This is a genomic window from Chitinophaga filiformis (assembly GCF_023100805.1).
Taxonomy (GTDB): Bacteria; Bacteroidota; Bacteroidia; order Chitinophagales; family Chitinophagaceae; genus Chitinophaga; species Chitinophaga filiformis_B.
In genome coordinates, this window is record NZ_CP095855.1 from 5,113,077 (window position 1) to 5,127,180 (window position 14,104).

At 46.2% G+C, this 14,104-nt stretch carries 8 protein-coding genes; 3 read left to right on the forward strand and 5 right to left on the reverse strand.

Going from position 1 to position 14,104, the window contains the following annotated elements:
* Positions 1-38: 38 nt before the first annotated feature.
* The 3 genes from MYF79_RS19850 to MYF79_RS19860 all read right to left on the reverse strand — a co-directional run bounded on the left by MYF79_RS19850 (position 39) and on the right by MYF79_RS19860 (position 9,238).
* Positions 39-6,707: a DUF5977 domain-containing protein gene (locus MYF79_RS19850; RefSeq protein ID WP_247809376.1), complete on the reverse strand. Its 6,669-nt coding sequence runs from the start codon at positions 6,705-6,707 to the stop codon at positions 39-41.
* 538 nt (positions 6,708-7,245) lie between these two features.
* Complete coding sequence (locus MYF79_RS19855; RefSeq protein WP_247809377.1) at positions 7,246-7,674, reverse strand: thioesterase family protein; 429 nt, start codon at positions 7,672-7,674, stop codon at positions 7,246-7,248.
* Between the two features lie 196 nt (positions 7,675-7,870).
* Positions 7,871-9,238, reverse strand: a complete 1,368-nt coding sequence (locus tag MYF79_RS19860) for a porin (RefSeq protein ID WP_247809378.1) — start codon at positions 9,236-9,238, stop codon at positions 7,871-7,873.
* A gap of 659 nt (positions 9,239-9,897) precedes the next feature.
* Here MYF79_RS19860 and MYF79_RS19865 point away from each other — a divergent pair.
* Positions 9,898-10,521 carry an HAD family hydrolase gene (locus MYF79_RS19865; RefSeq protein ID WP_247809379.1) on the forward strand — a complete coding sequence of 208 codons (624 nt, stop codon included), beginning with the start codon at positions 9,898-9,900 and terminating at the stop codon, positions 10,519-10,521.
* Positions 10,522-10,621: 100 nt separating this feature from the next.
* Here MYF79_RS19865 and MYF79_RS19870 read toward each other — a convergent pair whose 3' ends face one another.
* The gene (locus MYF79_RS19870) at positions 10,622-11,767 is read right to left on the reverse strand and encodes an acyltransferase family protein (protein WP_247809380.1); all 1,146 of its coding nucleotides are present in this window, start codon (positions 11,765-11,767) and stop codon (positions 10,622-10,624) included.
* 425 nt (positions 11,768-12,192) lie between these two features.
* On the opposite strand from MYF79_RS19870, the gene MYF79_RS19875 reads away from it, so the two are divergent.
* Positions 12,193-12,663, forward strand: a complete 471-nt coding sequence (locus MYF79_RS19875) for a hypothetical protein (protein ID WP_247809381.1) — start codon at positions 12,193-12,195, stop codon at positions 12,661-12,663.
* Positions 12,660-12,863, forward strand: a complete 204-nt coding sequence (locus MYF79_RS19880) for a hypothetical protein (RefSeq protein ID WP_247809382.1) — start codon at positions 12,660-12,662, stop codon at positions 12,861-12,863. The genes MYF79_RS19875 and MYF79_RS19880 overlap by 4 nt, the downstream gene beginning before the upstream one ends.
* Positions 12,864-13,133: 270 nt before the next feature.
* Here the strand turns inward: MYF79_RS19880 and MYF79_RS19885 are convergent, their stop codons facing one another.
* Positions 13,134-14,039 (reverse strand): AraC family transcriptional regulator, encoded by a 906-nt coding sequence (locus MYF79_RS19885; protein WP_247809383.1) that lies wholly within the window; start codon positions 14,037-14,039, stop codon positions 13,134-13,136.
* Between the last annotated feature and the right edge of the window lie 65 nt (positions 14,040-14,104).

A 14,104-nucleotide genomic window follows, 5' to 3' on the forward strand; every position in this document is an offset into this window, starting at 1 on the left:
ACTCGTTAATAGAACATCGGGTAAAAGATGATATGCTACTACTTCAGATTAAATATTTGCACAGTAGGATTGGTCAGCGTAAAGTTGGTCGTTACACCACTGGTGATCGACTTAACATACAGCGACACGGGCGGGCCCTGACAGGACTGACAAGTCCATGAGTGAAGGATATTCCCTTCAAATCCCTGCTGATAAATAACCGGGCCTGCAGTGTAGCTTGTTACCCCTGCCGGGATCCTTACTATACACGGCACTTCGGGGTTCTGGCCCCATGGTTGGGCGGTTGCAGGCGGTGTAAACAGGTTACTTCCCTGGTAGAACAGCCCGTTTACGCTATTATGCACATGGCCTACCAGCAATGTGACCTGTTGCGTCGTCGGCGTAGGGAAATTAAAGGTCAGTAATGTTCCTCCCTGCTCGGTACACCCCTTGTCCGTACATCCCCAGCTAACCGTTGCTACCAAGGCAGGCGAGATACACTGGCCTTTTGCATTTGCGGTATCCTGAGCGGCAGCAAGGGCCTTTGTATTGGCGTCTGCCTGGCTGACAGGAGAAGTAAATGTGCCGGCAGGTATCGTTACCGGAACAATCGTACCCAGCAATCCTTCCGGACAGTCATTCTTCCTGATCGAGTCCGTTATAATGCTGTTATAATATGTACAGGTACCTTTCGCGTTAGCATTTGCCTGACCGGCAATATTTGCTTTGACCAATGCAAGGCTGTCGGCCTGGGCCTGGCTTACCAGTGAAGAATCGGTTCCCGGCGGATGGTGATAGGGAACCACAGATCCAACTCCGCCAACACCACAGTCTTTTTTGGTAAAATCTTTATCTATACCCGCACTGTAGTAATACGGAATACATGTACCATTCATATCAGCATAGTCCTGGCCATTCAAGGTCAGATCAGCAGCTGCCTTCGCGTCTGCGTCCGCCTGGCTGATAGTGGATGCATAACTGCCCGCAGGTACAATATATTTAACAGGCGCTCCTGGCGCATAACCCCTGCCGCAGTTGCTGCGCTGGAAGAAACGGCTGGTATCTGCATTTGAATAATAGAAGGTGCCGCACTGGTCATTCCCTGCATATTCTGCATAGGTTTTCGGTACACAGTTCATGACGGTTTGTGCCTTCAGCTGATCGGCCACTTTCCAGAACTGACCGAAGGTGGTCACGCTGGACGACAATGTCCTGTTATTATCCAATACCAGTGAGTAGCCTGCTGCATTTCTCACCAGCGGATTGCCCAGGGAAGTAAACGCGCCCACTTCCGTGGCGATATTCCTTCTCCCCGAGCGGATCACTTTCATAGAGATATCATTCCCTGTAAAAGGCACACCATCGCGATCCACAAAATAGATATCAGGCGTAGCCCCCTCTGTCTGCGCATTGGCATCCACCGCGTACAAGACCGAGGTGGCAGCAAACGTCGCTATCTCAGGGAAACAGTCCGATCCACCGGTCTTTTGTTTGGAACCGATCAGGATCTCATCACCCGCAGCAAAATAGTCTGCTGCACCAACAAGGGTATCAAGCCCCCGGGTGATCCTGCCCTGGCTGATATATACATTACGGAGTATTGTATTGATATTCTTATAGGCGCCGCTCATACCGTTGTATACCCAGGCCGCCGGCATGCTGAAACTGTATACCGGGTCATCGTATTCATTGTAGGTGCGGGTAAGTACAGGATCTCCCGTCTCAGCGTCAAACAACATATTTTTGGTACTGACACGGCTCCCCTTATCCACGACAACAATACTGTCCAGTATACCATGGCGGTTAATGATCTTCGTGGCGCCTACCGACTGGAACTTCGTTTCCTCCCTTTGCGCCAGGTTCCATAATGTTGGTAACAGGAACACCGGAGGGAATGGGAAGGTAAAGTTGTCGCCATTCAGGTTCAGGTTCAGCGCATTGGTAACGGAGCGCTGCTCACGCATATCCATCATCAGCTCAATATCTTTCCCGATGGAAGCCACACTGTCAATGACGCCCTGCTCATCGATGGCCATTACTGTATTGTTCAGGTGCTTAACCGGGCTATTCTGGTTATCAACCTTGTAAAAATTCTCTGTATATGAAACCGGCGTCTGAGGGTTAGACTCAGAGAAACTCGACCTGGAACGTAACTTTCCGTTCATATCATTCAGCTCGATCTTGAAGCCCTGGCTCACCGCTACAAAATGACAGGCATTGATACGCAGGAAATTGCTCAGCGCCGGTTTGTAGCGTTTCTTACTATCCGCCAGCAAGCTCATATCTGTCAGCGTAGGAAAATCATAGCTGGTATAAAAACATGTTTCCTCAAATCCGTTGGCTGACCGCACATTCTTCGCATGGATCGTTCTCACTCTCACCTTGCTGTAACCAACTGATGGAGACGGATAAAAGGTCTCACCCAGGGGCTTCTCTGTATACCCGATACCAACCGGCGCTAATGCAGCTACCTGCTCTTTATAGGCAATGGGCAGTCTCCACGGATTCTCTTCACCTCCGATGGACGGCTCGAAAGTAGCCACGCCACTGCTGATCACTTCTTCGGTACCATTCACGCTGCGCGTGGTTGTGTACTGGTACTCCTGGCCATATACAGACTCACGCTGTTTCGTCATGGCGTTCCAGTGGTCGTAGGTACGAACACGTTTCACGCGCAGGCCGCCACCAAACTTTTTATAATAAGGATTGTTGAGACGTATAAAAGAACGTGAAGTATCTATCTGGTTGGCCCATCCCTTTATTCTGGCGGTATTATCATATGAAGCGAACATGTTCAGCACATTGTCCGCCTGCGATAACAACACTTTCACCGCATCTCCGAAATCTATATCATCTCCCACATCCGATCCGGGATAAGCTTTTGATGGCAGGTTCAGACGGAGGAATTGTGTACTTGCCTTTGCCAGCGGACTGTATACGCTTAACAACTTGTCCGTCTCGCCCGACTGGTTAATGGCCTTTAACTTCAGCCACATGGTCCGTCCATTATTATAGAAGCCGAAAGTACCCGGCTCCATATTGGCGTAACAGGACACATATTCATTGCCATTGCCAAACTTATCGCCCGGCATTTTTACGTTTATGCGGAAGAACAGGGTATCTATACCCTCAAGATAACGGGCATACAGGTCAGCATTACTGTTCACCGGCTTAGGTATGTTCACCGATACGTACAGGTAATCTTTCAGACCTCCATACAATTTCGTTTCCAGGTCGGAAAGGGTTTTCGGCACATCGCCGGACAAACCGGCAATCTTGAACATCTGCGCAGCCCGCCTGTTCTGTACGTAGGCATAGTCATCGCTCTCATAATCTATCTTCACCCTTCCGCCCGAAGGCAGCACGATGGAATCAAGTGTCCATGCCGCTGCATTCTTTGCCGCCAGGGCGCTGTCCTGTAGTGCATAAGGATATTCCGCATTCGTGATCAGGTTGCCTGCTGATGATCCCGGGTTCTGCATGGCCTCTTTATAGTTCCCCCACCTGTCGTACGATTTATTATTGTAAACAGGGTTATGTGCATTATAGTTAAACACATATGGATTGCGCTGTACCTTGTTATTACCATTGTAGGTAAACCAGATCCGCTTCAGCGTCAGCTTTCCGCCGGCACTTCCTTTGATCCCCTGGCAAAGCTCATAACTGTATTCAAAATGAACTGTCTTTACAGGCCGTGCTTTCAATGGGTCTTTCCGGTAGTCCGCCTTCACGTACAGGTTGATCTCCTCCAGCTTTTTGAGCACCTTTGCAGGAGCCGTCCCGCCATTCTCATCCATAGATGGCTGATCATCACGGTCGCTCAGCTTGAAGGTAGCGATCATGTTCTTCGACTCGATAGAGTTAAGGTACCACAGCTCTTTCTCACCGTACACGTAACTTCCCCGGTCATCGCGGTAGTCCGTTTTCAGCCCCTCATTGTACACCGCGCTATCGCTATAAGGTGTGCGCCATTTGTATGGATTCCTGATCCCTGCGATCTTCGAATAGTTAAACTTAACCGCATCCCCCCTGTCATCGTCAGAGATACCGTCTCCGGTGAGATCGACGTAGTCAGGAGAAAGTAATCCGGTCAGCAGGAATGAGTGTGCATAGGCAGGCACCTCTTCACTATTGAAGTAGTGATCATTCCCTTTGTCGTTATTAACGGTATTGTCCAGACCGGGTGTATATTTCACAAGACCATCCTTACTGTTTCCTCCCGCCGGATTCACAGAGAAGGTGACGTCCTTCTGCTTCAGGTTATAAACGGGTATGCCATATACATACCTGCGGCCATCACTATTTAATACACTGATCTCTGATATATGATTCTTCTTCCTGAAATCGTTGATCCTTTTCTCCCTCGACAGATCACCGTTACCAACGGTAAAAGTGTCTTTTGAAGGCATCAGGTAAAAGTTCCTGTTACCAATCGGCAATAAGGGCAGGCCCGCATACATCCAGCGGAATTGCATGGCGATCTTCTTCTTTGCCTGGTAATATTCCAGCCGGATATTATATACTTCACCTGCCACCATATTGACTGTGGCAGTATCCGGTTTTATGCCATGATCGTTCCAGCGATTGATGAACAGGGAGTCATTAATGTATAGCCTCACGCCATCGTCGGTGTGGGTTACCAGCTTGTATGTACCGGTAACGTCCGCTTTCAGCCTTCCCGTCCAGCGGATGGAAAAATTGCGGCTTACACCCGGTGCATTGGCAGGCTTGCCCACGTTAAAGTCGTTCACATTCAGATAATTGATCATCGTGTCGACCTTGGAGAACAGGAACTGCTCAAAATTACGTCCGGCATAATATTCTCCCAGCAAACCATGCCTGCTGGAATCCAGCTCTGAGGGGAATTCCATATCGCAGTTATTCGCGCCATATGAATTGATCGGGTAGTTGTCTATATACTTCGACAATCCCGCCACAGCGGCCTCCCCTGCCGTCAGGTAAGAAATAACCTGCGTGCGTTTGTCCCTCTCTTTCTTATATACATTGTCGGGCGCCAAAGTAGTCTGTCCTACCCGCTGTTTGTTTACATAACGGTTCAGTACATTGGTCGTCGTAATAAAAGGGCTACTGCTACCCGCCTGGAAAAGCTCAACGGCCACTACATCATCACCACCTATATTATCATAGAACGCCTTTGCGTTCACTGACTTCTCTCCCGGATTCCGGAAATAAGCCGCTTCAAATTGTTTGTTTGATTTCCTGAACGCAATTGTTGGCGCCAATGGGTTCATACTTTTCCATGGTCCGCTCTCGGTATACGACCTGTTCACGTTCAGGTCCACACCCCAATGCACCAGGTCGCCCAATGCCAGGTCACCACTGAACCTGCCGGATTTATCCTTCGTCTTCATACGATGGTCATATACATAACCAATATCCCCCCTGTAGGCCCGGAACATACCACCGGTGCCCTCCCCTGACATGGAAAACACATCATAGGTATAGGACGGAATGGCGATGTTGGGCACTTCCGGTTTCTCCCGGTACACCATCTCTTTTTCGCGGTTAAAATCCAGCAAGGCTCCTCCTGAGGGATCAGCATTTTGGTAGTTCAGGTAGCCATAAGCAGGTATCGCCATGTGCCGGTCTTCGGGTTCAATGCCTTGCTTAGCCACATAGCCGCTGGCAAAAATGTGCCCGTCCAATATCTTGGTAGTGACCCCTAATTTGGCCGTAACACTGATCAGTGAACTGGTATAAGGCAGCGTAATTGTCGGCGTGAACGATGGATGTGCAAAAGATATCTCGGAAGAGAAAACCGAGGTTCCTATGCTGGTATGCTTATCCGGATTATTCTTGAGGGCCTTCCCGTATTGTCTCATCCCGGACGATAGCTGTAGTGCCTTGAGCCCTGACCTTGTATTGGCAGCCAGGCCAACGGTAATACTTCCCGCGGGACTACTCTGGCTCTCAATAGCCTCTTTATCTCCCATCTGTAAAGACAGTGAGCTACCAACAGTGATCCCCTCCTGGGAACTGTTCGTAAAAGACAAAGCGGACGTTAAAGAACCCATGCTCTTAGCGCCCACATTAATGCTCGCATTCATGCCCGATTCAATACCAAACCCTCTGTAATTATTATGTGTTACACCCAGGCTGGCGCCCAGTCCTGCCTTCAGGCCTTTATCCTTCATTTTGGGCAAACCTGCAATCTCCACATCACCGCCAACGGTAACGCCTACGGTTTTATTCGCCTTGACGGTAGCTGTCTTCTGAATAGTGTCGGTACCATTAAAGTCATCCGGTATGCCCCGCAGGTTGCGGGTAATAGTTCCTGGATTGACATTCCAGCCCAATCCGACCCAGCTCGCTTCTTCATCCATGCTAATACCGCTGTTGTAGCCAATTGCTACCGGGTAGCCACCTACGTCGATCAATGGTATATTATAAGTAAAATCTCCGCTGAACAGATCGACCATGTTGTCGTTGTTCACGGAGTGAAAGGCCTGGCTCTCCGGCTGTGTGGGGCCTCCAATATCCGGATGCAGCGCTTCGCTGTGCCGGCTCCTGCCGGGCACAAGCCGCGGAGCTACAGGTGTTTTTATTACCTCCGGCTTCATAACTGCAGCCGGGAGCTTGCGTGGGAAATGTGAATTGGCAACAGGCGCTCCCAGCGCATTCCTGGGAATGACCACGTCGAAATAAAGCAATGCCAGCATGAAGAAAGCGATCTTTCTTTGCTGCTTTGCAACAAGTTCGATTATCATTGAAGTGTGTTTATCTTAATAGGTATTTTGTTATATGCTGACAAATGATATTTCGCCATGTAAAGCAGCCTTTACATGGGTACGGGACCTAAAATATCTATGTAGTAGGGATATGTTCCTCACCTCTCGTCCTGACAAGAGAAAACATTTCCTGCAATGGTTTCAAAACTTTTAATGGAAAACGCTGATGACTTAGTTTCTGCCAAAGTACAAGCCGGTCAACAATTCAGCCGGGTTACAGCTTACATCCAGAAATTCTACATAGGTATCGGATTCTTTAACGTTATATTTTTATAGAGAGCATACAGCACAAATAACAAATGGCCAACAAGAACATATAGGTCGGTAAGCAACTGCTATTTACTTTCTGCGATTTTACATGTCAAATACGAACAAAACAAAAGTAATACATAAATATATATTTCAAAGTTTTCATTGAAAATAAATTTATAATACCTGAGACACTCACTATTTTCTCAAACAAAAACTCCCGGACAGCTTTCACCATCCGGGAGATAAAATATATAACTAAACAAATTTACTTTAACGTCGCTACATCCAGTTTTGGTGCGTCTACCAGTTTATCCGTCATTCCGGCAGGCAGATAAGGTCTGCCTCCCGTTGCCGCTACGCAGGTACCGGTGAAGACAGCAGTGGTCATTACTTTGCCATTCAGGATAATAGATTGCTTAAAATGCAGTCGCGGCTGACCGCCGGCATCTGCAAACAACTCGCAGGTCACGGTGAATTCGTCATCTTTTTTCAGCGAGCGCAGGAACTTGATCGTGTATTGGGACAATACCATATGAACACCTTTAGCGGCTTCCTCAGCGAAGTCAAATCCCAGCACCTCCCTGATATAGTCATGCCGGCAGTATTCCATATAGAAAGGGTAATATAACCCATCCATAATACCCTGTACGTCGATATGTTCTTCCTTTACCTTATAGACTTTTGAATATTCCATGTGTGACCTTTGGTTTTTATGCCGGCAAAGATAAGCCTTGGCCGGCTGATTTTCCTACATGCTACCATCCCCTATTATGGGGATGTATCAGGACCATTCCCTGCCACCCGACACACATCATCGCGCCGCAAGTTGTATAAATAATAATGCCCCTCCCGGAATGGAAGGGCATTATGTCCTCAAAAGGTTAAAACTATTACAGTCTGAATAAGGCAGCGAGTATAAACCTGGTTTCAGATTTCACCAGGTCAGGACGCCAGTCAGGATCCAGCGGTGTTGTAGTGTAACCGGTCTGGGAAGTAACACCACCCTCACCTGCGAAATAGGGTACATTAGAATGCCTGTTCACCAGCTCAAATCTGAAGGTAATACTCTGGTTGGGCATATAGTCAAAATTGGTCGACATATCCCAGCCTTTGAACTTATCGCCAGGGTTCGCGCTGAATGGGAAGGCGCCTTCTGTTTTAGTAGGATCGGCCGGATTGGGCAATGGGCTTGCCTGACCGGTGGGGTACAGTACCAGGTATCTGCCAGGGTTGGTCATTACACCACCGCCTACCGTCCAGGCAAACCTGTTCCTGTTGAACCAGACACGGTTGTAGAACATACCGCTCAGGAAGTACTGCGCAGGACCATTCTTATCGCTGTCTTTAAATCCGTTCACCCCGCCACCTTTTTCAAAACCGACATCTCCTGTCAGAGAGAAGGCCATTCTGCTGATACCTTTTGACTTCGGCTTATTATAATATCTTATCAGCAGGCTGTTGTCAGAGTGAAACCGCTTTCTTTCAGGTATCCCCGCAGCATCAGTACCGTAGTAATCATTCGTCAGCACTTTCAGATTGCTGTTGTCGGACATGTAGGTGATATTGAAGCCAAATCCGGGCATTTTGTTGAATTTGCCATAGCTCTGCCAGCCATTGATGATCCAGGGTTCGATCTTTAAATTCTTTGTTGGGAAGATCTGGACACGTAACCCGTTAAAGAACCATGGGGTATTGTCAGATGTAAAGGATGCCTGGTATTCCCAGTTCTCAGGCTGATAGTATGAGTTCAGCCCCAGGTAACTCATGAACAACCCTGCGTCAATATTAATGCCGTACCATTTATTGATATGATACCCCGCATACGCCTCACTCAGATAGCGGTATGCATTGGCCAACTGGTACTGCCCACGGTATGGGCTATAGTCATTACGCGGCACTACGATAGAACGGGTGCCAAACTGGGTCATTACCCTTGCCCTGGCCCCTTTATAATAGAAATCGCCGCCAAAATGGAGCGCAGACAGTTCTACCTCGTTGTTACGGGCCAATGCGGTAGAGCCTACCACTGTATTGTCGTTAGGCCGGTTGAACGAATGTGTATAGTTGATATCCATCATGATACTTGGCGTGAAGAACTTCATGTCCTGAAATGCAGGGTTCTCTCTTCTGTCGTTCCCATTCTGCCAGGTTTGATCAATGCCGTCGAACGGTACTTTTTCCGTAGTTGTTGTGGTGTCCTGCGCCATAGCGCAGATAGTCCTTGATGCTAATGCAAGTACCAGAAATACTTTTTTCATTTGTTTGTGTTGTTTAGTTCCCATATTAAACAAGTTGCCTAATAGTGCTTACCATATGCCAAAGCACGTACCATCTGTCTTGGCCGGATTTTCCAAAAACAAACCTAACACAATGCTGTCATGTGTTTCAGGGGGAGTTACGAGCTACGCCACCATCCGCGTCCATTAAAAAAACCTTCTCATCTTGAGAATGTTTTATCAGAATAACAGTTCTTTCTCTTCTTATGTACTCCTTTCTCAAAACAAGCAGGAGCCATCTCAAAATGAGATGACACTTAAGACAGACATGGCATGCCGGGGAAATACAATACACTATACATCATATGCTTGTAAAATCAGGCATAAAGGGGCCTCACATTTGCCATTACAGGTCTGTCAATTTATGAAGCGTCACAGACTGACCTTAGGGAAGACAATATCTCTCTTATAATAATACGTAGCGTTTGCTGTTCTTAATTAGCTATCGGCTGGAGTACCTTTGTGCTCCGGCCTCTCTTTCCCCGTCCTATTGTATATTCATGGGTTAGTCTTGCACTTTTTCAGTATTCTGAAATCAATTATTAATATTTTTATTACTTTCCTGTTTTAATGTCCATGAAAAGGACGACAGATTAAATGATTTTACCATTAAATACAGCAGATCATATATTTTAAGCACTATGCAACAGCATCCAACAATTACGACATTATTCCTGGACATAGGCGGTGTATTGCTCAGCAATGGCTGGGACCGCGCTGCAAGAAGGGAGGCGGCCGCCAAATTCTCACTGGACCTTCCGGAACTGGAAGAACGTCACCATCTCACATTCGACACGTATGAGGAAGGCAAGCTGACGCTGGACGAATACCTGCACAGAACGGTATTCTATGAGCCAAGGGCTTTTACAGAAGAAGAATTTAAAGCGTTTATGTTCTCCGTTACCACGCCTATCCCTGAGATGATAGACCTGGTATGTAAGATCAAGGCGAAATACGGTATTAAGATCGCCATCGTCAATAATGAAGGCAGGGAACTGAACGAGTACCGTATACGGCAGTTTGGGATCAATAAGTTCGTAGACTTCTTCATCTCTTCCTGTTTCGTGCATTTCAGGAAACCTGACGCCGACATCTGGCGTATAGCACTGGATATTGCGCTGGTAAATCCGGAGGAGGTATTATATATCGATGACCGGCCAATGTTCGTATCTGTAGCAACAGGCCTTGGTATTAACGGCCTTCAGCATAAGACATACGAAGAGACCAAAGAGAATCTAGCTAAATATGGATTTGTAGTGGATTGATTCCAGCAATCCGTTACCGGATGAAGAAACCCGTTTTTATAACATTCGCTTTGCGACAATGATGTTATAAAAACGGGTTTCCGTAATATTTTTACTCTCTCTATGCCCTTGTCTGGTATTGCTGTCCCTCCACGCGTTCCTTCGAAGGGATCCTGCGCTTCAATATCTCTTTTACATATTTCGTTCTCCGCTCAAACACAAGATAGATCAGGTATGCACTGACCAGTGAGATGGCGATAGCAGCCAGGTAATAACCAAGTGATACCGCATTGATCGATCCGCTTTTAGGGAATCCAAAATGTACCAACACATATACTATTGGCAAATGCGTCAGGTACAAAGTATATGAAAAATTTGCCAGCCAGGTCCCGAATTTATTTAAAGCGATGGCTACTTTACCTTTCGGTTTGCGGTGTATCACCTGCTGAACGATAAGGCACATGGATATTCCCAGGCACAATTCGCAGATCGTTTTAATATTATCAACGTTATGCAGCTCAAAAGTACGGCTCTCTCTGCCGAAGAATTGAAGGGACAGCATAGAAGCGATCAGTGAAAGTATACCCAGGACCAACATGAAATTATTCTTCTTTACATAAAAGAAAGACATCGCTCCCAGCAACCAGATAAAAAGATAGGTCGCCTTCAGGCTGTTTGAAAATATCAGGAAATTAACAAACAGGAGCGCAATACCAACGTATCTGTAGGCATTTTTCGTGGTTGTTAACCACCAGGCCATTCCCCCCATCAGCACATAGAACCAGACCTCGTAGGCCAGTGACCATAAGGGGCCGCTGACCCAGGGCACCAGTATTCCCTGGAGTGAGAGTATATTCCCTAAATAATCGATCACGCTGTATTGCTGCCCGATAATGGTATTGCATATAAAGATCAATATCAATGCAGAAAGCAAGGGTAACATGATGCGCACCGTTCTGTCAAGCGCATACGATTTAAGATCAAAGGTACCCGCCTTTAATCGTTGAATAACCTTCCCTCCCACAAGGAAACCGCTGAGCACAAAGAAAAGCAATACGGCTTCATGCGATATACGGGTAAGAAAGAAGAATACTGAGTTCCGGACTGTCTTTTCAGCCGGAGGCAGTAAACCATATTCAACAAATAACATGGTGCGGCAATGGGTGGTAACAACGATCATGGCCGCTAAGCCTCTGAACAGATCTAACCAATAATAATGTTCCGGATTTTTGTTCTCCAGCGTAACGTGATTTTCTGAGGTTCGCATGACTATAGTTTTTCATTTTTTCAGTGGAATGGTGCTGTTGTTCGTGAAATGCCGCTCAAAGTGTATTTGTTCTCTGCTACAGGGGCTATTCTGGGATTGCCGCGAATGTATATAAATCCGGGTTTTCTGCAAAAGTTTTTTATTGCAATCGAAATCTAAACAATGGCTACAAATATATTTCTTCCTGCTATCCCTTCAAAAAATTTTGAGTTTAAAAAAAGACGTATATTCGCAGCCTCAAATTTATACTTACGCCTGTCGTAGTCATGAACGAAGTAGTTCATATCCTTTTTTGTTTGTAATACCTATTCTCAAAATTTTATTGTTCACATTAAAATTCCTGACAACGGATCAAAGGGATAATGGCATTGTCATTCCTTTATTGCAAGTGCTTTTACTATCTGTTAACTCAGTATTTAATTAGTATGTTAAAAGTGTATGTCGACACTTCTGTCATTGGGGGGTGCTTCGATCAAAAATTCAGAAAGGACAGTCTCAGGTTGTTTGAGGATTTCAAAGCCGGGAGAAAGATGATGGTATATTCGGATGTTGTATATAAGGAAATTGAGCAGGGGCGGGATGGTAAAAATCATCTGTTGCGGAAGTTCCATGAGGTTCCGGAAGAATATAAACTCGGGTACAAACAGAATGAAGAAGTAAAATTGTTGGCCGAAAAATACTTACAGAAAAACATATTAACCGGGAAAAGTTCCAAAGACGCAGTTCATGTTGCCACCGGCACCATATTCGAGGTTGATGTAATTGCCAGTTGGAACTTCCGGCATATTGTATATAAGCGAAAAATCAAACTATATAATGAAACGAATATCGAGTTCGGCTACAAACCTATTTTAATTAAAACACCAGAATATATACTAAAATCAAAACAATCATGAAAAAGATCAAAGGTTCCAAAACGCTTAGATGGCTGCACGCATATAGCTATCAATTTTATCTGAAGTATTACAATAATTGGGATGCGCTTCAAAAAGACCTTGATGAATCATGGCAACGCCACCTTGAATGCTGCCCCAATGCACGGACAATATCATCACGGGAAGAGATGCTTCGGTTAAAAGCAGAGGGTAAGTTGTAAAATTCAAAAAACAATGATGAGAAAGATCAAAGGTTCCAAAACGCTTCGATGGTTACATGCCTATAGCTATCAATTTTATCTGAAATACTACAATGACCGCGAAGCGCTCAAAAGAGATCTTAGGGAAGCATCTAAACGCCATGATGCACTCTTTCCTAATGTACGGACAATATCTTCACGGGAAGAACTGCTTCGATTAGAAGCCGAGGGTAAGCTATAAACGCTTCCCCTGACCGGCTGCGCTACCAGCCGGTCATTCTCTTCCAACTGCTACTGCTCCATCGCCTTATTCTTATTCCTGTACTCCGACGGCGACATACCCATCAGCTTCGAGAACATCCGCGAAAAATAATACTGATCCTCCACCCCTAACCTGTTCGCCACCTCCTTCACCGTGGCATTCGAGAACATGAGGTACTGACATGCCTTCTGGATCTTCAGATGATTAAAATACTCTATCGGCGAGTAACCCGTCTTCTCTCGGAATACGGCCGAGAAATGGGACACCGACAATCCGGCATAGCTCGACAGCTCCTGCAATGTGATCACCTGGGCCAGCCGCTCCTGCATCATACTGATGGTATGTGCAATGACATCTTCCGCCTCCTCATGGCCTGCATGATTAAACTTCTCCTCATACAATAAGGAGGAAAGAAAATGATTAAAGATCATATTCACATAACGAAGATTATCCCCACTATAGCCCTTCTGCAGGTTCAGACAGATCTCCTCAAACAGGTGGATACGGGTCTCATTATATGTAAGATGCAGCTTATAGTTCCTGGCCCGCTGAAGGATCAGTTCTACGATAAAAGCGGAGATATCCCCTTTAAAATGTATCCAGTAAATTGTCCATGGGTCGTCCTCTTCCGACATATATTTATGCGCCACCCCCGAAGGGATAATAACGAGTTGCGACGGCTGCACATCGATCCGCTTTTTGTCTATCTCTATCCATCCCCGTCCTTCTATACAATAGATAATAATATGCTGCCCGGCCCCTACCGTTCGCTTAACGTAGTGATAACGCGCTCTTGGATAATACCCTATATCCGTAATGTACAGCTGCCGGGTAATGGGATCCTTCGTCAGGAAATCGGCCGAGATCTTTTTAGGCACCACTATCAGCTGCTGCCCCTCAAACCCTTCCCGTTTTTTAAGTACTTTCTCTTTCATATTTCATGGAATCGGGACTAAGATACAAAAACCAGAAAATAATCCATCATTTTCATAAGAAACCC

What these genes read in the sequence shown, in the direction of transcription:
- MYF79_RS19850 (WP_247809376.1), bottom strand. Translation starts at nt 6,707, where the DNA reads ATGATAATCGAACTTGTTGCAAAGCAGCAAAGAAAGATCGCTTTCTTC.
- MYF79_RS19855 (WP_247809377.1), bottom strand. Translation starts at nt 7,674, where the DNA reads ATGGAATATTCAAAAGTCTATAAGGTAAAGGAAGAACATATCGACGTA.
- MYF79_RS19860 (WP_247809378.1), bottom strand. Translation starts at nt 9,238, where the DNA reads ATGAAAAAAGTATTTCTGGTACTTGCATTAGCATCAAGGACTATCTGC.
- MYF79_RS19865 (WP_247809379.1), top strand. Translation starts at nt 9,898, where the DNA reads ATGCAACAGCATCCAACAATTACGACATTATTCCTGGACATAGGCGGT.
- MYF79_RS19870 (WP_247809380.1), bottom strand. Translation starts at nt 11,767, where the DNA reads ATGCGAACCTCAGAAAATCACGTTACGCTGGAGAACAAAAATCCGGAA.
- MYF79_RS19875 (WP_247809381.1), top strand. Translation starts at nt 12,193, where the DNA reads ATGTTAAAAGTGTATGTCGACACTTCTGTCATTGGGGGGTGCTTCGAT.
- MYF79_RS19880 (WP_247809382.1), top strand. Translation starts at nt 12,660, where the DNA reads ATGAAAAAGATCAAAGGTTCCAAAACGCTTAGATGGCTGCACGCATAT.
- MYF79_RS19885 (WP_247809383.1), bottom strand. Translation starts at nt 14,039, where the DNA reads ATGAAAGAGAAAGTACTTAAAAAACGGGAAGGGTTTGAGGGGCAGCAG.